The organism is Pacificoceanicola algae, from assembly GCF_049341065.1.
GTDB lineage: Bacteria > Pseudomonadota > Alphaproteobacteria > Rhodobacterales > Rhodobacteraceae > Pacificoceanicola.
Map to the genome: position 1 here is coordinate 358,266 of NZ_JBMPIX010000004.1, position 17,515 is coordinate 375,780.

Genomic DNA, 17,515 nt, shown 5'->3' on the forward strand with positions numbered 1-17,515 from the left:
GGAATGACTTGTCACGATGGCGTGCACGACACATATATGATAATTGATATATGAATGGAGTGAGCCATGACTGCCCTCAAACTTGTCTGTCTTGACTGCGGTCAGACGAACCGCGTTCCTCAGAAAAAGCTGGCGCAAGGCGCGAAATGTGGAACTTGCGGAGCGGCTTTGCTGCCTACTAAACCCGTTGATGTTGATCCTGCGATCTTGGCCAAAGCCGCCAAAACGGACGAACTGCCTCTTTTGGCTGACTATTGGGCGCCGTGGTGCGGCCCGTGCCGCATGATGGCCCCGGAGTTTTCCAAAGCGGCGCAGACCCTGCACGGGCAAGCCCGACTGGTCAAAATCAACACGCAGGACCATGAGCAGGTCGGCGACAAATACGGAATCAGAGGTATCCCGACGATGATTCTCTTTGCGGGTGGCCGGGAACGAGACCGTCAATCCGGAGCAATGCCTGCACAACAGATCACGAGTTTCGTCGCCCAAGCCACGGGCAAAATCTGATCTAATTCTTGGGCACTTCCGCATTGCGACCGGCAAGAACGACGCTGATCGTATACGCGGCGCTTGGCGTCAGGCCAGCCATGATCGCCGCTGCTGCATCGGATCGCATACGGCCCAGAAAGCCTGCGGCGAATTCCGGGTCCATTTCTTCGAACAGGGCAGCAGCCTGTTTTGGCTTCATATTTGCATAAACGTCGGTAAGTCGGCTGATATCATCCTCAGCGGCGGTCTGGGCAAGCGCGAGCGTTCCGCGCAGCTTTTGTTCAGCCGCTTCAAGTTCGGCCATTTTGCGATCGATTTCCTGCTCTGCGAGGCTCAGCGCCTGCATACGTACGTCGATATCTGCTTCACGCTGCTTGATCCGCGCCTCTCGTTTGTTCAAGGCTTCGATCAATGGCATGATATCGGCCTCTGCGACCCGCTTGACCGGCGTGGAATGATCCCCGCCCCCCGGAGGATGAGAATCGGTTGCCAGAGCATGTGCATTTGCGGCCATTACATCGCCCTCGGAAGATGCCCCTGCGGCAAGGTTGGTTGCAGGTTCTTCCCGTGCGAAGGCCTCGCTGGCGCCCACCGCTGTGCGTAAGACGGCCGAGGCAATGAGAAGACCGCCAATCGCCGTCAACGCACCTCGCATCCTGCGGCGCGGCTTTTTCTTTACTGTCGGTACCGAAGGTTTGGATGTCTTTGCAATGGCCATGAGTAATCCTCAGTTCCGGGGGTGTCGGAAAAAGATGGTGTCCGGCTGCGCTTGTTTTGGCGGTTCCACGGGTTGCTGCGGCAGATCGTGCATTGAGGCGACCATCAATTCCAGCCGTCTCGCCACATCTTCAGCGCGTTCTGTCAATTCTTCTAGGGACTTAGAAGAGTGACCCGCGCTGGATTGCGCTGCGCTCAGCGTCTTTGTCAGGTCGTCAACCTGCGCAGAGAGTACTGCTACCGCGCCGCCAACGCCATTTTCCAAATCAGTGAAACGCGTCAATCGGCGCGCCAGAATAAAACAGTAGAATCCCGCTCCCAAAGCGCCCGCGACAAGCAAGATGTCAGCAATCACGTCCATTCCTTTCCCTTTCAGTTCAGTACGAATTCGAGAACGAGCAAATCTCTTATGCGGCCCTCTCCGGCCACCATGCTTACCCGTCTCAACATTTGCGCGCGCAGTTTAACAAGGACGCCAGGTTGCTCCAGCATGGCTGGATCAAGCGCACGGAGATAGCTGTTCATGACGTCCTGCACGCGTGGAAGAAGTCCCTCGACTTCGGTAGCGTATTGTTTTGGAACCTCAAGGCTGCCTCGAAACCTCAGGTGATCCGCCTGAGCAGTGGGTCCTAGGGAAATCAAAAGTTGAGGAACTTCGACAAAGGCGATGTCAGCCAAAGGCGCATTATCTACAGGAACCGAGTGGCTGTTGTCTTCGGCATGCGAATCGGCAGCCGCGTGATCGCCAGCACCACCACCCAGCATTCCGGAAGACGCGGCAAAGAAACCGCCTCCGCCACCGGCCAAAGCCAGGACAATACCGATAATCAAGGGCAGTTTGGAAGGCTTGCCCTTTTCGACTTCCACATTGTCTGCGGTGGTATCAGCCATTCTTAACCTCTTTTCCGATCTGAAACCGTTATAGGCGCAAAGGGGCTAACTGATTGTTAAGGCGAATAGGCGAACCTTGGCAGCAACCGAACAGAACGTTTGGAGCGGAGGTCGATCTTGCAGCAGATTTTATCAGTCTGGAACGCATTGAGCGGACGACAGAGAGTCGTCGTACTGGGCGCAACGGTCGCCATGATGCTGACAGTCATGGGCCTTGCGCGCATGGCATCGGCGCCAAACATGACACTGCTATACGCCGGTTTGGAAAACGGCGCGGCCGGTGAAGTTGTGCAGGCACTGGAAAGCCGCGGCGTTGAATATGACGTCCGGGGGGGCGCAATCTTTGTTCCTGATAGTGAACGCGATGCCCTGCGACTCACCCTGGCGAGCGAGGGTTTGCCCGCCAACAGTACCCAAGGCTATGAACTGCTGGATGGTTTGTCTGGATTTGGCACCACGTCCCAGATGTTCGATGCGGCCTACTGGCGGGCAAAAGAAGGCGAACTGGCGCGGACGATTGTCTCGAACCCGCAGATCGCGACCGCGCGGGTCCATATCGCCAACAGCAGCGCGAATCCTTTTCAGCGGGATGTAACCCCAACGGCTTCGATTTCCGTGACGACCACCGGAGGCGTGTTATCGCCCCAACAAGCGCGAGCGCTGAAATTCCTCATAGCGTCGGCGGTCCCGGGGCTAGAGCCGGAGAGCGTGGCAGTGATCGACGGCAAAGGTGGCTTGATTGGCGCCGAGGCCGATGCAGCAACCGGTCCGTCCGCAGATGACAAGGCCACGCAGTTGCGCGAGCGTGTGCAACGTTTGATGGAAGCCCGAGTCGGGACGGGAAATGCAGTAGTTGAGGTCAGCGTCGATACCGTAACCGAGGCCGAGTCGATTCGTGAGCGTGTCTTTGATCCCCAAGGTCGAGTCGTGATATCAACGGACACTGAAGAGCGAAGCGATAGTTCGGAAAACTCAGGCTCAGGGAATGTGAGCGTTGCTTCGAACTTGCCGGATGGGAACGCCGGTGGCGGCGACAATTCCTCGGCGAAGACCGCTGAAACCCGCGAACGCGTAAATTATGAAGTGTCCGAGACAATGCGCGAAGTAACGCGTGTACCCGGGGCTATCAAAAGACTCACTGTCGCGGTTTTGGTTAATGGCACCTATGAAACCGGACCAGATGGCGCACAGGTATTTGTTCCCCTGGCAGATACCGAGCTCCAGGCGCTTCAGGCGCTGGTTTCCTCGGCTGTCGGTTTTAATGCGGATCGCGGGGATGAAATCACGATTCGCTCGCTTCCGTTCGAGCGCCCCGAGGGTCTGGGCACCGGTCCGATTGAGCCGGGTCTGTTCAGCGGAACCATCGATACGATGCGGTTGATCCAATTTGGCGTTCTGGCCGTCGTCGCCTTGATACTGGGTCTATTCGTCGTGCGCCCGGTTCTTGCCAAGTCCCTGCCCGACGTTGGTGTCGCCGGGGCGCTACCTGCGCCTGAAGGCGGTAGTCCGATGGCGCTCGATGGTGAAATCGAGATGGACGGAGGGTTTGGGGACCTACCGGTGATGTCCAGTGGCGGTGACTTTGGCGGAATGGGGATGGTCGACTTCGATTCGCCCGCCTCAGAAGATCCCGTGGATCGCCTCAGAAATCTGATCGAAGAACGCAAAACCGAAACCGTGGAAATCTTGCGCAGTTGGCTTGAGGAAGACAAGGAGGAGGTCGGATGACAGCTCTGAGACGAATGTTCGAAGACTTCGGCAACGCAACACCCGCGTCGGCACCTGTGGAAGTGTCCGTAGAGTTCAACGAGGCGGACCTAGAAGGCCAGAGACTTGAGGCTTTTGAAAACGGCTTCAAGGCGGGGTGGGACGACGCCATCAAAGCGCAAGCGGATGATAAAACCCGGATTTCGAGCGCTTTCGGGCAGCACATGCAGGATTTGTCATTTACCTACCACGAAGCGTGCAGCCAAGTTCTGAATGCCATGACGCCGCTTTTGAACGAAATGGTGAACGTGCTGCTTCCCGGCATGGCTCGTGCAACCATCGGCGCCCACGTTGTTGAAAAGATTCAGGAATTGTCGCGAGAGATTGGCACTCTCGAAGTTCAAATTGCGGTATCTCCTGTAAACGTCGAAGCGGTTGCTGGCCTGCTCGATGTGGACTTTGGATTTCTGGTTCGGGTGATCGAAGATTCCACTCTCGCTGAAGAACAAGCCGACATTCGTTTTGGGCGTACGGAAAAACAAATCGATCTCGGGGACCTTGTGAATTCCGTCGCGGAGGCGGTGCAAGGGTTTGCCCATGAAAACCGGAGAAAAATCGCCAATGGATAATGCTCAAACCGCCACGAGAGGCGAGCAGACAACCCCATTTACCTCTGTTCCGATCGAGATCACTGTATCCGTTGGTCGTGCCAGACCCTTGATCCGAGAATTGTTGCAACTGGCGGAAGGCTCGGTTTTGACTCTGGACAAACGACTTGAGGACCCGGTCGAACTCTACGTCGGAGAGCGACTGATAGGCATCGGCGTATTGGAGGTTGTCGAAGGTGACGGGCATAGCCAGTTGGCCGTTCGTCTGACCGAAGTGGTCGATCTGCAGTCGCCTGCCTGATTATGCGCGCATTTTTCTGGTCTGTTTTTCTTGTGATCCTGCCTTTTGCAGCGCAGGCACAATCGGTCGCGATTGATCTGGGGGAAGGAGGCTCGGTCACGGCGACCAGCATTCAACTGATTGTCCTGATCACCCTGCTAAGCCTTGCACCGGGTATCGCCATAATGGTGACCTGTTTCCCCTTTATGGTGACCGTGCTGGGGATCCTTCGACAGGCCGTAGGGTTGCAGCAGTCCCCGCCCAATATGTTGATCGTCAGCCTCGCGCTCTTTCTGACCTATTTCGTAATGGAACCGGTCTTTACCCAAGCCTGGGAAACCGGCGTTCAGCCGCTTCTGGATGAGCAGATCGAAGTGGATGAGGCGATAGCTTTGACGCTGCAACCGTTTCGGGGTTTCATGGCTGGTCGCACAGATCCCGATACCTATCGAGCAATGGCAGACCTGCGACCGGACGCGGCTGAAACATCTCTGGCACTCGAGGCGCCGCTTTCGGTGCTTATCCCCAGCTTCATGCTGTCCGAAGTTGCACGCGCTTTTCAGGTTGGTTTTCTGATCTTTCTGCCTTTTCTGATCATCGATCTTGTTGTGGCCGCGGTTCTTATGTCGATGGGGATGATGATGGTGCCGCCCGCAATCGTGTCCTTGCCTTTCAAGCTGGCATTCTTCGTCATCGCGGATGGCTGGGCGCTGTTGGCGGGAAGTCTTGTGCGCGGGTATTTCTGAGGGCACCCGCGCCGAAAAAATCGGCGCGGGCGTTATCCCACGACGGGCTTATCCGAGGATTTCGGCCACGGCTTGAGCGGTCTTGCCGACGACCTCGTCCGCCTCTTTCCGGGTCAGGCAGAAGGGGGGCGCAAAGCCAAGAATGTCGCCCTGCGGCATGGCTCGGGCGATCACGCCGCGCGACAGAAGCGCCGCCGCAATCCGCGGCCCGACCTTTTCCGATGGATCGAAAAAGGCCCGACCGTCACGCGCCTTCACGAACTCGACCGCGCACATCATGCCTTCGCCGCGGACGTCGCCGACATGGACATGACCGCCAAGGGCATCGCGCATGGCTGCGTTGAAATAGCCTCCGGTTTCACCCGCGTTCTGAATAAGGTTCAACTCATCAATCAGCTTGAGGTTCGCAACGCCCGCTGCGGCGCCGATGGGGTGCGCGGAATAGGTCCAGCCGTGGCCGATGGGGCCGTTTTCATCCGTGCCTTGCTCCAGCACTTTCCACATTTTCTTGGAAACGATCGACCCGGACAGCGGGGCATAGGCCGAGGTCAGGCCCTTGGCGATGGTGATCAAATCGGGCTTCATTCCATAGTGATCGGATCCGAACATGGTTCCCAGACGCCCAAAGCCGGTAACAACTTCGTCTGCGACCAGCAGGATGTCGTGCTTGTCCAGAACGGCCTGAATGGCTGCCCAATAACCGGCGGGCGGCGGAACGATACCGCCTGTGCCAAGCACGGGTTCGCCAATAAAGGCGGCTATGGTGTCAGCGCCTTCGCGTTCAATCAGTGCCTCAAGCTCTGTCACGCAATGGGCAACAAAAGCGGCCTCGGACATATCCAGATCGGGGCGACGGAAGTAATAGGGCGCTTCGGTGTGGACCACCTGAGCCAGTGGCAAGTCGAATTTCTTGTGGAATAGATCAAGCCCGGTGAGCGAGCCTGTCATCAAGCCGGAACCGTGATAGCCGCGCCAGCGCGAGATGATCTTTTTCTTCTCGGGACGGCCAAGGATGTTGTTGTAATACCAGATCAGCTTGACGTTGGTTTCATTCGCATCCGAACCGGACAGACCGAAATAGACCTTGGACATATGATCGGGCGCGCGATCAAGGACCATCTTGGCCAAGGTGATCGAGGCTTCGGTGCCGTGGCCGACATAGGCGTGGTAATAGGCCAGCTCTTTTGCCTGCGCGGCGATTGCTTCGGCGATGTCTTGGCGACCATAACCCACGTTCACGCAATAAAGCCCGGCAAAGGCGTCCAGCAGACGGTTACCGTCACGGTCTTCGATGTGACACCCCTGCCCGCCGGTTATGATCCGTTGGGGGGTTTCACCGCGTGCAAACTCGGCCAGATGGGTCGAGGGGTGGAAAAAGTTTTCGCGGTCCCATTGGTCCAGCTGATCGTTCTTGAGCATCGGGTGCACTCCTTAGGAAAACAGGTAAAAGTTAAGCGCAGCATAGGCCCGAGTGCCCATGGGTGAAAGGGCAGCAGCGACATTCAGTTGCATACAACCGGCAGGATGCGCGATTTTCAATCTTTGGCGATGCGGATCGTGGTGCGCTGGCGGTACGGAACTTCTGGTGTGCAGAAGATCTCGCCAAACGCCGGTGTATTAAGCGTATTCGGGAAATCCTGTGCCTCTATGCAGAAACCAGCGAAAGGTCCGTGCGCCACCTCTGGATGTGGGGTGCCAAAGCTTTTGAGCATGTTTGATGTGTACAACTGCATCCCTTTGCGGTTCGTCCAGAGCGTCAACTTCATCCCGCTCGGCTCGGACACTTCGACCTTGGGGCCATCGCCGACGTCCAAAGAAAAGTTGAGGTCATAGCCTTCTCGGTTCGGGTCAACTTCTTTCAACACACGCGGTTGGCGCAGATCGTAGCGGGTGTCCTCGACGGGCAGGATTTCACCGGTGGGGATCAGTTCCGCGTCGGTCGGAGTATAGTGTGAGGCGGCAAGGCGAAAGCTGTGGTCGCGGATGGTGCCCTGACCGGCAAGGTTGAAGTAGACGTGCTGCGCCAAGTTGATCGGCGTCTTGCGATCCGGCGTACCGGTCATGTCCCAGGTCAGGGCAGGTCCGTCCAAAGTCAGCTTGACTTCAAAGTTGACGGCGCCGGGATAGCCTTGATCCAAATGCGGTGAATGCAGGCGCAATGTCACCGCGCGATCGCCCTGCGGCTCCATTTGCCAGTTTTGCCATCCGATACCGCCCGGCCCGCCGTGCAGGTGGTGGCGCCCGTTCTTCGAGGGCAGTTTCCAGATTTCGCCATCCATCTCGAACTGTGAGTTCGCAGTCCGGTTGGCGACCCGTCCGACGACAAGCCCCATGGAGGAAGGATTAACGCGATAGTCTTCGATATCTTCGTAGCCAAGAACCACCCGGCGCCCGCCGACACGCCAATCCTGAAGGGCGCAACCGATTGAAAGGATCGTGATTTCGGTATTCCCGTCTCGCAGGGTGTGCGTCTGGATCGTATCGTTCATTCTGGCCTCTTCGCGCTGATATTTTGGACCTATCAGAGGATCAATCTCCGGCATAGTGTGCAGGTCATGGAAACAGGAACGATCCTTGATGCCCGCTACAGTTGGGTTCGGTTGGGACTGACGCTACTGATTGCGGTGGTCGGCAACGTCGGCATGTGGGTGATCACCGTGGTCATGCCCGAGGTGCAGGCGGAATTCGCGGCGACACGGGCGCAGGCTTCGATGCCCTACGTCACGACGATGATCGGCTTTGCGCTGGGCAATATGTTCATTGGGCGAGCCGTGGATCGCTTTGGGATGAGCACGGCCCTGACCGGTGCGGGCGTTTTGATCGCGGTGGGCTATGGTCTGGCGGCTTTTGCGCCGTCGATCTGGGTGCTCAGCCTTGTGCAACTTGCCATCGGGTTTGGGACGGCCTCCTGTTTCGGGCCGTTGATTGCGGATATCTCCCAATGGTTCATGAAGCGGCGTGGCATAGCCGTGGCGATTGCGGCGTCCGGGAATTATTTGTCGGGCGCGATCTGGCCACCGCTTCTGAGCTGGGTCGGAGCGGATGCAGGCTGGCGCTGGGTTTACTCTGCCCTCGCCGTTGTGACGGTGTTGATCATGTTGCCGTTGGCGCAGTTGTTGCGGCGACGGGTGCCAGCCGAGGCATTGCTGCAGGCGGACGCGGTTTCATCCAGCCGCTCGGCGAAAACCGGGTTTTCGCCAAGGCAACTGCAGTGGATGCTGGGGGCGGCGGGGATTGGCTGCTGCGTAGCGATGTCGATGCCGCAAGTGCATATCGTGGCGCTGTGCGTCGACATGGGCTTTGGCGCGGCGGTCGGCGCCGAGATGTTGTCGCTGATGCTGCTGGGTGGCGTGGTGTCGCGCCTGATCTCGGGTGTCCTGGCTGACCGATTGGGCGGCGTGCGTACGCTGCTGATCGGCTCGACCCTGCAATGTATTGCTCTGTTTTTATATTTGCCCGCAGGCGGTTTGGTCAGTCTGTACAGCGTCAGCTTTGTTTTCGGATTGAGCCAAGGTGGGATCGTGCCGAGTTATGCGGTGATTGTCCGGGAATATCTGCCTGCGCGCGAGGCCGGCGCGCGGGTCGGATTTGTCATGATGATGACCATCATGGGCATGGCGCTGGGTGGTTGGCTGTCGGGCGCGATCTATGACTGGACCGGCAGTTACCAGTGGGCCTTTGTCAACGGGATCGTCTGGAACGGGGTCAACATCGCAATCATGATCGTGATCCTGACGCGCGGAAATCGCGCCAGAGGCGCGGCGTTGCAGGCGGCTTAACGGCGGTATTGGGGGCTCTGCCCGCGCGCCAAAGGCGCTCGCCCGGGATATTTTGGGACCAGTGACGCCTCAGTGGTCGTCGATGACATCTGCGTGCAGGTGGCGTTCGCCGCGCTGCGTGGCGAGGCCGATTTGTTTCTGGCGTTCGCGAAAGCGATCCTTGTCTTCGTCCGAGGTCTCGGTGATGCATTGATGGCAAGAGACGCCGTGTTCGTATTCGGCGCGCTTCTGATCTTCGGGCAGGATCGGGCGGCGGCAGGCGTGGCAGAGCAGGTGCGGGCCTTCTTTCAATCCATGTTCAACCGAGACACGGCCATCAAAAACAAAGCAGGCGCCGTTCCACGTGCTGTTCTCTTGCGGCACGTCTTCGAGGTATTTCAGGATGCCGCCCTTGAGGTGATAGACGTCTTCGACACCCTGGCTGAGAAGATAGTTCGTGGACTTTTCGCAACGGATGCCGCCGGTGCAGAACATGGCGATACGTTTGTTGTGGAAACGCTGTTTGTTCGCCTCCCACCACGCGGGGAATTCGCGGAAGGTATCTGTCTTGGGGTCGACTGCGCCTTCGAAGGTGCCAATGGCGACTTCGTAATCATTGCGCGTGTCGATCACGGCGACATCAGGCGAAAGGATGAGTTCGTTCCAGTCTTTCGGTTCGACGTAGTGGCCAACGCTGGCAAGCGGATCGACGTCCGGCTGCCCCATCGTCACGATCTCATTTTTCAGGCGAACCTTCATGCGGGCAAAAGGGCGCTCGGAGGCTGTGGACAGTTTCCATTCGACATTGGCGCAGCCAGGCAGTGTCTTGATATGGGCCAGCAGCGCGTCGATCCCGGTGCGAGGACCAGCGACGGTGCCGTTGATCCCTTCGGCCGCCAAAAGCAGCGTGCCGGTTATCTGATGTTCGCGGCACAGATCCAGTAACGGCGCACGCAGGGCGGCGTGGTCGGAGAAGCGGGTGAAGTGGTAGAGGGCGCAGACTGTAAACATGCGCGTCTGATAAGCAGGAAAAGGGGGATTCGCCAAGCGGATCAGATGCCGCATTGCGGTTGCAGCGCGGCTGGCCCCCGCCTAACCTTTCTCTGGCAACACCGGAGGTCACCCATGCACGCGCTTATCGTCATTGATGTTCAGAATGATTTCTGCCCGGGGGGCGCGCTGGCCGTGGCAGGCGGCGACGAGATCGTTCAGCCGATCAACGCCCTGATGGCCGAATTCGACGCCGTGGTTCTGACGCAGGATTGGCACCCCGCGGGCCATTCCTCATTTGCCTCGCAGCATGCCGGGGCTGCGCCGTTCAGCCTGACCGAAATGCCTTATGGTCCGCAGGTGCTCTGGCCAGATCACTGTGTTCAGGGCTCGCCCGGGGCAAATTTTCATATGGCGCTGGAAGCCGATCGGGCAGAGCTGATCATTCGCAAGGGGTTCCGCCGCGAGATCGACAGCTATTCGGCGTTTTTCGAAAATGACCATCAGACACCGACAGGGCTAGAAGGCTATTTGCGGACGCGCGGCGTGAGCAAGCTGACTTTGGTCGGGCTGGCGACGGATTTTTGCGTAAACTTCTCGGCGGTTGATGCCGCCAAACTGGGGTTCGAAGTCGTCGTTCGGCAGGATCTTTGCCGCGCCATTGATTTGGATGGCAGCCTGAAATCCGCTCAGGACGGCATGACGGCGGCCGGGGTGACTTTGATCTAAGATCAGAGCGAAACGAAAACGCCGAATATTCGCCATTTCTAAACTTACGACATGTAGACCGGGCAGTATGTCTGAGTGAGCTGCCATGTCGTTGCACGTCCAACCGGAAGAAATCGATGAAATCGATGCCTTTGAGGCGCGATATGGGCGGGCTGCCCTGTTTGATCGCTATGCCGTGGCACGCATTCGGCAGTTTTGGCTGCGGCAGGGCGTTGTAGCAATCGGCGCAGCCTATTTGTGGGTGTTTTTTTCCGCGACTGTCGCGTTTTCCGCATTGGCACTGGTGCTTGTGGGGGAAGGACTGGAACTGTTGGTTCTTTGGCGCGCCCAAAGCTGGCGTCGCGCGGATAAGGATATAGGCAAGATATTTTTCTGGACGACGGTCGCGGCGGGTGTTCAAGGCCTGACCGTTGCCGTCTGCATCTTGTTGTTGATTATCGGCGCACCGACTCAAGAGGTGGAGTTAATCGGCTTGTGCCTTTTGATGGCGGCCGCGGTAAATGCGGGGTTTTCACTGACACATCACCCGCCTGCCTCCCGAGCCAAACTGGTATTGTTCGGGCTCTGCGCCCTCGGGTTTGTAAGCTATGAAACATTGCTCGATGCCGGGTTCGATGTTCGCGAAATCACGCATGTACTTGAAGTTGCGTTGCTCGCATACATGACCCAGACCTTCGTTAGCTTTGCCGTGCGGTCGTGGCGACGGCGTTTGGCAAATGAGAGGGCTTTGATGGATGGCGCGGCGTGTTTGAACGCTGCCAACCGAGAACTGGCAGAACGACAACGCGAGACTCGCGAACTGTCACTGGTGGCGCGCTATGCAAACGACAGCGTGATCCTGTTCGATCCTGATATGACAATCACTTGGGTCAATGAGACCTTTACTCGTTTGACTGGCTATTCACGCGAGGAAGCCGTCGGACAAAAGCCTTGGAACTTTTTGAATGGTCCTGAAACCAGCGTGCAGGTTGGGCAGGAATTGTTGGAGTCGTTGCGGGACAACACGGCCTGTCAGGCGCGTTTGCTGAACTACTCCAAGGACGGACGCAAAATCTGGGTCGACATAAATCGGGTGCCGGTTTTTGGCCCTGACGGCAAGGTTGAAACGCTGATTTCGATCGAGCGGGACGTGACAGAGTTAGAGCGGCACGAACAAGTTCTGGCTCAGGCCCGGTTCCGCGCCGAAGAAGGTGCACGGGCAAAGTCGGTATTTCTTGCCACCATGAGCCATGAGATGCGCACGCCGTTGAATGCCATTGTCGGCATGGCAGATTTGCTTGCTGACAACGATCTGGGCGAAGAGCAGAATGAATTTGTCGGTACGATCCAAAACGCCTCGACATCGTTGCTTTCCATCATCAACGACGTTTTGGATTTTTCGCGCCTTGAAGCCGACAAGGTTGAGATCGAGCGGACCCCGGTCTCGCCGTCTCAGATCATCGTGGACGCGGCACGCATGCTGCAGGCTATGGCGCGGGAAAAAGGCCTGTATCTGGACGTTGAAACGGATGCGACATTGCCAGAAGTGGCCATGATCGACGGCGGACGATTGCGGCAGATCATGATCAACCTGATGGGCAACGCTGTAAAATTCACCGAGACAGGCGGCGTTACCGTAAGCGCGACAGCCTCGGAGGTCGAAGGCGGCTGGCAACTGCGCGTCGTGGTGCAGGACACGGGAATTGGTGTGCCGCCCGATCGTAGTGAACATATCTTCGGTGAATTTCAGCAGGCCGATGCGGCCACGACCCGGCGCTTTGGCGGGACCGGGCTTGGGCTACCGATCTCTCGGGCGTTGGCGCAGCGCATGGGGGGCGATATCGTTCTATTGCCACCGCCACAAGATTCGGGTTCGGCCTTTGAACTGACCGTTCGCCTGGAACGACCCGCCCTTGGGGATACCCTCTCGGTGATGGGTTCCGCGACAGATGACGACACCCTGACCCGGCCGCTCAAGGTTCTTTTGGCGGAGGACAATGCCACCAACCGGTTGCTCGTCGCGCGGTTTCTGAAGGGGCAGCCAATTGATCTGACAGAGGCCCGCAATGGCCGCGAGGCGTTGGAGCGGGTGATTGATGAACAGCCGGATGTTGTGTTCATGGACATGTCCATGCCCGAACTCGACGGGCTGGAAGTGACACGCATCATTCGCGAAATGGACATCCCCCAACCCTATATTGCGGCGCTTACCGCAAATGCTTTTGACTCGGACCGCGAGGCCTGCGCGGCCGCTGGAATGGATGATTTCGTGACCAAGCCATTGCGCCGCAAGCATTTGATCGCGGCCCTGATCCGGGCAGCCCGGGGGGAGAAACCGCTTTCAAAGTTCTGCGGAGATAGCGTATCACGTCCGGGCGCCGAGAGAGGGACGGAACCTTGGACATCGCCACCCGCGTCTGGAACCACAAATGGAAAATCGATCCGATCGTCCGGTCGCTGATCGATACGGATTTTTACAAGCTGCTGATGTGTCAGTCAGTGTTTCGCAACAAACGCGACACCAATGTCACCTTCAGCTTGATCAACCGGTCGAAACATGTCCCGCTAGCCAAGTTGATCGACGAAGGTGAGTTGCGCGAACAGCTTGATCACATTCGCAGTCTTCGCCTGACCCGCGGCGAAAGCACTTGGCTGCGCGGCAACACCTTTTACGGCAAACGGCAGATGTTCACGCCCGAATTCATGGAATGGTTCGAGAACCTGCAACTGCCGCCCTATCATCTTGAACGTGTCGGCGACCAATATGAACTGACCTTCGAGGGCAAATGGCCCGAGGTCATGCTGTGGGAAATCCCGGCTTTGGCAGTTCTGATGGAGTTGCGCGGACGTGCCGTGCTGAAAACCATGGGCCGGTTCGAGATTCAGGTTCTTTATGCCCGTGCCATGACCAAACTTTGGCAAAAGGTCGAACACCTGCGCGCGGAGCCCGGCGTGCGGATCGCCGATTTCGGGACTCGTCGGCGGCATTCTTTCCTGTGGCAGGACTGGTGCGTTCAGGCGATGCTGGAAGGGCTGGGGGGCAGCTTTGTCGGCACCTCAAATTGCCTGATCGCCAAGAACCGTGATCTTGAGGCCATCGGCACAAATGCTCACGAACTCCCTATGGTTTATGCTGCTTTGGCCAAGGACGACGCAGCCTTGGGTCAGGCCCCTTACGAAGTTCTGGCTGACTGGCATGAGGAACATGAGGGCAACCTGCGCATCATCTTGCCCGACACTTACGGAACCGAAGGCTTCCTGCGCAACGCGCCGGATTGGTTGGCGGGCTGGACGGGTATCCGTATAGACAGCGGTGATCCCGCGACAGGCGCCGAGACGGCCATTCGCTGGTGGAAAGAGCGCGGCGAAGACCCGACAAAAAAGCTGGTCATTTTTTCGGACGGCTTGGATGAGGCGAAAATTCTCGAATTGTATCGCCAGTTCGAGGGCCGGGTGCGTGTCTCTTTTGGTTGGGGCACCTTGCTGACCAATGATTTTCGGGGGCTTGCACCGGACGATGGGCTGGCCGCGTTTTCGCTTGTGTGTAAGGCAGTTAGCGCCAATGGAAAGCCCACGGTCAAGCTTTCCGACAACCCGAACAAGGCGATGGGCCCGGCGGATGAAATTGCCCGGTACAAGCGCGTCTTTGAAGTTGGCAAGCAGGACGCGCAGGACGTCATCGTCTAGGGCGGCGCGGTTTGGCGGTATCACCCTGCCGAGAAAGGCGTTTCGCGCTTTTCTTGGCCGCCGCGCGAGGGTAAGCACGTTTCCGCAAGGAGGCACCCCATGTCCAAGATCGAACCGCAGCCGGGTATCATGGAAATCGCGCTCTATGTCGGGGGGAAATCCCGCATTGAGGGTGTGACCAATGTCATCAAGCTCAGCTCGAACGAGAACCCTTTCGGCCCAAGCGACGCCGTGAAAGAGGCCGTCGCGCGTTCGGTGCACGAATTGCATCGCTATCCTTCGACCGATCATGCCGACCTGCGCGCCGCCATTGCCGCCGCACATGGGCTAGACGCCGACCGTATCATTTGCGGCGTCGGTTCGGACGAGGTTTTGCAGTTTCTCGCGCAGGCCTACGCCGGGCCGGGCGACGAGGTGATTTATACCGAGCACGGCTTCTCGATGTACAAGATCATGGCGCATTCGGTTGGCGCCACACCCGTCGAGGTGCCCGAGCAGGAGCGGGTGGTCGATGTGGACGCGATCCTGCGGGCCTGCACCGACCGGACGCGGCTGGTGTTCATCGCGAACCCCGGTAACCCGACAAGCACCATGATTGGCCTGTCCGAACTGGAACGACTGGCCGAAGGGCTGCCGCCACAAGCGATCCTTGTGTTGGACGGTGCCTATGCCGAGTTCGTCGAAGGCTATGACGGCGGGGCCAAGCTGGTCGAGATGCGCGACAACGTTGTGATGACCCGCACGTTCTCCAAGCTTTACGGTTTGGGCGGGATGCGTGTCGGATGGGGCTATGGTCCGCGCGAGATTGTGGATGTGCTGAACCGCGTTCGCCAGCCGTTCAACCTGTCGACGGTTGCGCTGGCCGCCGCCGAGGCCGCGGTGCGCGACACCGCCTATGCTGAACATTGTCGTGCCGAAAATGCCCGCCTGCGCGTCTGGCTGGCCGAGGCGTTGGGCGAACATGGCGTGCCATGCGACACCTCGATGGCGAACTTTGTGCTGGCTCGTTTTGGCAGCCAGGAGGAGGCCGAGGCTTGCGATGCCTATCTTCAGACCCAGGGCATTCTGGTGCGTCGGGTGGCGGGCTACGGCCTGCCAAGCGCGCTGCGGATCACCGTCGGGGACGAATCCGCCTGCCGCCGGGTGGCGCATTGCGTTGGGCTGTTCAAGGCAGGCGCGCGATGACGGTTCACTACGAAAAAGTCGCGCTTATCGGTCTTGGGCTGATTGCCTCGTCCATGTTCTGGGCCATGCGGCGCGGCCATATGGCGACGCGCGTCTCTGGCTATGCGCGCAGTGCTGAAACCCGCGAAACTGCGCGGCGCATCGGCCTGTGCGACGAGGTTTGCGAAAGCGCCGAAGAGGCGGTGCGCGACGCGGATCTTGTGGTTCTTGCCGTGCCCGTCGGCGTAATGGGCGCGGTGGCCGAAGCGATTTCGCCCTATCTCAAGCCTGGCGCGACGGTGACCGATGTCGGTTCCGTCAAGGGGACGGTGATCGAAACCGTCGGTCCGCATATTCCCGAAGGCGTGCATTTCGTTCCCGCGCATCCCATGGCCGGGACCGAACATTCAGGCCCCGAGGCGGGCTTTGCCTCGCTGTTCGACAATCGCTGGTGCTTGATCGTTCCGCCCGAGGATGCTGATGAAGCTGCAGTTGCGCGGATCGAAGTCTTTTGGCAGGCGCTTGGCTCCAATACCGAACGCATGGAGGTGGGGCATCACGATCTGGTTTGCGCCGTGGTCAGCCACGTGCCGCACCTGATTGCCTATACCATGGTTGGCGTGGCCGACGATCTGCGCCGCGTCAGCGATCAGGAGGTCATCAAGTTCTCGGCCGCGGGTTTCCGTGATTTCACGCGGATTGCCGCCTCTGATCCGACCATGTGGCGTGATGTCTTTCTGACAAACAAGGACGCCACGATCGAGATACTCGGCCGATTTACTGAAGAGCTCATGGCCCTGCAAAGGGCGATCCGCACCGGCGATGGTGAGCAGCTTCACGCCTATTTCACCCATACCCGCGCGATCCGGCGTGGCATTTTGGAGGCAGGGCAGGATACTGATGCTCCTGACTTTGGTCGCGTAAAGGTGGAACGGTGAGACTTTTGGGCCTGGCTGTATGTGCGCTTTTGGCGCTGAGCGCTTGTGGTGGCGGGCGCGAGACGTCCAAATCGAATAGCGATGTGAATGGCGTGCGAGGGTTTCTCAAGCAGGCCTTTTCAAGCGGCGGCGGCGCGCCTGAGGGCGGCGGACTTTGCGGCGATCCGACTTTGGTAGGCGAAGCCATTGGCTCTGTAGCCGGAAGCGGCGTTTGCGGGATCGAGAATGCGGTGCTCTTGCGGTCGGTTGACGGTGTTGCGTTGTCGCAACCTGCCAAGATCAATTGTGAAACCGCCCGTGCCTTGAAGACTTGGATTCAAACCGGCGCACGCCCCGCTGTGGGCAAGCGCGGCGGCGGTGTTGCGGAATTGAAGGTCGCGGCTTCTTATTCCTGCCGGACGCGCAACAACCAGCCGGGTGCAAAAATCAGCGAACATGGCAAGGGCCGCGCCATCGACATTGCTGCGGTCAGGCTGGCCGATGGTACCGAGCTGTCGGTCCTGCAGCACTGGGGGGGCGGCAAGAACGGCAGGGCGCTGAAAAAGATGCATGCGGCGGCTTGTGGGCCATTCGGAACAGTGCTCGGGCCGAAATCTGACCGGTTCCACAAGGACCATTTCCATTTTGACACGGCCAGCTATCGCAGCGGCTCATATTGCCGGTAAGGCGGGGGACGCCCGCCTTACAGTTTCTCAGCTCAAAGTGAGCCTATTCAGCGGCACTCTTGATGCCGTTATCTGGCGCGGGGGGCAGGCTTTTCCGCCTTGATTTTGTCGGCGTTTCGGTATGCATCATTGGTCGCTCCACGGAATGCCGCTCTGCGGGACGCATT

Annotated in this window: 18 protein-coding genes; 12 read left to right on the forward strand and 6 right to left on the reverse strand. The window is 58.6% G+C overall.

Translation table 11 applies throughout. The features are described 5' to 3' along the window. The first annotated feature begins 66 nt into the window (after positions 1–66). Positions 67–507, forward strand: a complete 441-nt coding sequence (gene trxC, locus ACOYQJ_RS08790) for a thioredoxin TrxC (protein WP_422905642.1) — start codon at positions 67–69, stop codon at positions 505–507. Between the two features lies 1 nt (position 508). On the opposite strand, the gene ACOYQJ_RS08795 is transcribed toward trxC, so the two are convergent. The 3 genes from ACOYQJ_RS08795 to ACOYQJ_RS08805 are packed head-to-tail and all read right to left on the reverse strand — an operon-like array spanning position 509 to position 2,097. Next, entirely contained in the window at positions 509–1,207 is a 699-nt protein-coding gene (locus ACOYQJ_RS08795) for a MotE family protein (RefSeq protein WP_422905643.1), read from the reverse strand. Positions 1,208–1,216: 9 nt separating this feature from the next. Next, on the reverse strand, positions 1,217–1,567 hold the full coding sequence (locus tag ACOYQJ_RS08800) for a hypothetical protein (protein WP_422905644.1): 351 nt from the start codon (positions 1,565–1,567) through the stop codon (positions 1,217–1,219). Between the two features lie 11 nt (positions 1,568–1,578). After that, positions 1,579–2,097, reverse strand: coding sequence for a flagellar basal body-associated FliL family protein (locus ACOYQJ_RS08805; protein ID WP_422905645.1), 519 nt, complete (start codon positions 2,095–2,097; stop codon positions 1,579–1,581). Positions 2,098–2,214: 117 nt separating this feature from the next. Here ACOYQJ_RS08805 and fliF point away from each other — a divergent pair, with 117 nt between their 5' ends. Genes fliF through fliP form a run of 4 tightly spaced genes read left to right on the forward strand, consistent with a single transcriptional unit; the run spans position 2,215 to position 5,438 of the window. Continuing rightward, positions 2,215–3,825: a flagellar basal-body MS-ring/collar protein FliF gene (gene fliF, locus ACOYQJ_RS08810; protein ID WP_422905646.1), complete on the forward strand. Its 1,611-nt coding sequence runs from the start codon at positions 2,215–2,217 to the stop codon at positions 3,823–3,825. Further along, entirely contained in the window at positions 3,822–4,433 is a 612-nt protein-coding gene (locus tag ACOYQJ_RS08815; RefSeq protein WP_422905647.1) for an ABC transporter ATP-binding protein, read from the forward strand. Before fliF ends, ACOYQJ_RS08815 begins: the two co-directional genes overlap by 4 nt. Then, complete coding sequence (locus ACOYQJ_RS08820; protein WP_422905648.1) at positions 4,426–4,713, forward strand: FliM/FliN family flagellar motor switch protein; 288 nt, start codon at positions 4,426–4,428, stop codon at positions 4,711–4,713. The genes ACOYQJ_RS08815 and ACOYQJ_RS08820 overlap by 8 nt, the downstream gene beginning before the upstream one ends. Positions 4,714–4,715: 2 nt before the next feature. Then, on the forward strand, positions 4,716–5,438 hold the full coding sequence (gene fliP / locus ACOYQJ_RS08825) for a flagellar type III secretion system pore protein FliP (protein WP_422905649.1): 723 nt from the start codon (positions 4,716–4,718) through the stop codon (positions 5,436–5,438). Between the two features lie 48 nt (positions 5,439–5,486). On the opposite strand, the gene ACOYQJ_RS08830 is transcribed toward fliP, so the two are convergent. Then, complete coding sequence (locus ACOYQJ_RS08830; protein ID WP_422905650.1) at positions 5,487–6,857, reverse strand: aspartate aminotransferase family protein; 1,371 nt, start codon at positions 6,855–6,857, stop codon at positions 5,487–5,489. A gap of 116 nt (positions 6,858–6,973) precedes the next feature. Next, positions 6,974–7,927, reverse strand: a complete 954-nt coding sequence (locus tag ACOYQJ_RS08835) for an aldose epimerase family protein (RefSeq protein WP_422905651.1) — start codon at positions 7,925–7,927, stop codon at positions 6,974–6,976. Positions 7,928–7,993: 66 nt separating this feature from the next. On the opposite strand from ACOYQJ_RS08835, the gene ACOYQJ_RS08840 reads away from it, so the two are divergent. Further along, positions 7,994–9,217, forward strand: coding sequence for an MFS transporter (locus tag ACOYQJ_RS08840; protein ID WP_422905652.1), 1,224 nt, complete (start codon positions 7,994–7,996; stop codon positions 9,215–9,217). Between the two features lie 69 nt (positions 9,218–9,286). On the opposite strand, the gene trhO is transcribed toward ACOYQJ_RS08840, so the two are convergent. Next, positions 9,287–10,207, reverse strand: a complete 921-nt coding sequence (gene trhO, locus ACOYQJ_RS08845; protein ID WP_422905653.1) for an oxygen-dependent tRNA uridine(34) hydroxylase TrhO — start codon at positions 10,205–10,207, stop codon at positions 9,287–9,289. Between the two features lie 114 nt (positions 10,208–10,321). On the opposite strand from trhO, the gene pncA reads away from it, so the two are divergent. The 6 genes from pncA (at position 10,322) to ACOYQJ_RS08875 (ending at position 17,348) form a co-directional block, all read left to right on the forward strand. Beyond that, positions 10,322–10,915, forward strand: coding sequence for a bifunctional nicotinamidase/pyrazinamidase (pncA, locus tag ACOYQJ_RS08850; protein ID WP_422905654.1), 594 nt, complete (start codon positions 10,322–10,324; stop codon positions 10,913–10,915). Positions 10,916–11,000: 85 nt separating this feature from the next. Next, positions 11,001–13,355 carry a response regulator gene (locus ACOYQJ_RS08855; protein ID WP_422905655.1) on the forward strand — a complete coding sequence of 785 codons (2,355 nt, stop codon included), beginning with the start codon at positions 11,001–11,003 and terminating at the stop codon, positions 13,353–13,355. Further along, a complete protein-coding gene (gene pncB / locus ACOYQJ_RS08860) occupies positions 13,292–14,581 on the forward strand; it encodes a nicotinate phosphoribosyltransferase (RefSeq protein ID WP_422905656.1) in 1,290 nt (429 codons plus the stop codon). Before ACOYQJ_RS08855 ends, pncB begins: the two co-directional genes overlap by 64 nt. Before the next feature lie 99 nt (positions 14,582–14,680). Beyond that, the gene (hisC, locus tag ACOYQJ_RS08865) at positions 14,681–15,766 is read left to right on the forward strand and encodes a histidinol-phosphate transaminase (RefSeq protein WP_422905657.1); all 1,086 of its coding nucleotides are present in this window, start codon (positions 14,681–14,683) and stop codon (positions 15,764–15,766) included. After that, positions 15,763–16,683, forward strand: coding sequence for a prephenate/arogenate dehydrogenase family protein (locus tag ACOYQJ_RS08870; protein ID WP_422905658.1), 921 nt, complete (start codon positions 15,763–15,765; stop codon positions 16,681–16,683). Before hisC ends, ACOYQJ_RS08870 begins: the two co-directional genes overlap by 4 nt. Continuing rightward, positions 16,680–17,348, forward strand: a complete 669-nt coding sequence (locus tag ACOYQJ_RS08875; RefSeq protein WP_422905659.1) for an extensin-like domain-containing protein — start codon at positions 16,680–16,682, stop codon at positions 17,346–17,348. Before ACOYQJ_RS08870 ends, ACOYQJ_RS08875 begins: the two co-directional genes overlap by 4 nt. Positions 17,349–17,515: the final 167 nt, after the last annotated feature.

What these genes read in the sequence shown, in the direction of transcription:
- fliP (WP_422905649.1), top strand. Translation starts at nt 4,716, where the DNA reads ATGCGCGCATTTTTCTGGTCTGTTTTTCTTGTGATCCTGCCTTTTGCA.
- ACOYQJ_RS08855 (WP_422905655.1), top strand. Translation starts at nt 11,001, where the DNA reads ATGTCGTTGCACGTCCAACCGGAAGAAATCGATGAAATCGATGCCTTT.
- ACOYQJ_RS08840 (WP_422905652.1), top strand. Translation starts at nt 7,994, where the DNA reads ATGGAAACAGGAACGATCCTTGATGCCCGCTACAGTTGGGTTCGGTTG.
- ACOYQJ_RS08795 (WP_422905643.1), bottom strand. Translation starts at nt 1,207, where the DNA reads ATGGCCATTGCAAAGACATCCAAACCTTCGGTACCGACAGTAAAGAAA.
- trhO (WP_422905653.1), bottom strand. Translation starts at nt 10,207, where the DNA reads ATGTTTACAGTCTGCGCCCTCTACCACTTCACCCGCTTCTCCGACCAC.
- hisC (WP_422905657.1), top strand. Translation starts at nt 14,681, where the DNA reads ATGTCCAAGATCGAACCGCAGCCGGGTATCATGGAAATCGCGCTCTAT.
- ACOYQJ_RS08805 (WP_422905645.1), bottom strand. Translation starts at nt 2,097, where the DNA reads ATGGCTGATACCACCGCAGACAATGTGGAAGTCGAAAAGGGCAAGCCT.
- ACOYQJ_RS08870 (WP_422905658.1), top strand. Translation starts at nt 15,763, where the DNA reads ATGACGGTTCACTACGAAAAAGTCGCGCTTATCGGTCTTGGGCTGATT.
- ACOYQJ_RS08815 (WP_422905647.1), top strand. Translation starts at nt 3,822, where the DNA reads ATGACAGCTCTGAGACGAATGTTCGAAGACTTCGGCAACGCAACACCC.
- ACOYQJ_RS08830 (WP_422905650.1), bottom strand. Translation starts at nt 6,857, where the DNA reads ATGCTCAAGAACGATCAGCTGGACCAATGGGACCGCGAAAACTTTTTC.
- pncA (WP_422905654.1), top strand. Translation starts at nt 10,322, where the DNA reads ATGCACGCGCTTATCGTCATTGATGTTCAGAATGATTTCTGCCCGGGG.
- ACOYQJ_RS08820 (WP_422905648.1), top strand. Translation starts at nt 4,426, where the DNA reads ATGGATAATGCTCAAACCGCCACGAGAGGCGAGCAGACAACCCCATTT.
- ACOYQJ_RS08800 (WP_422905644.1), bottom strand. Translation starts at nt 1,567, where the DNA reads ATGGACGTGATTGCTGACATCTTGCTTGTCGCGGGCGCTTTGGGAGCG.
- ACOYQJ_RS08835 (WP_422905651.1), bottom strand. Translation starts at nt 7,927, where the DNA reads ATGAACGATACGATCCAGACGCACACCCTGCGAGACGGGAATACCGAA.
- trxC (WP_422905642.1), top strand. Translation starts at nt 67, where the DNA reads ATGACTGCCCTCAAACTTGTCTGTCTTGACTGCGGTCAGACGAACCGC.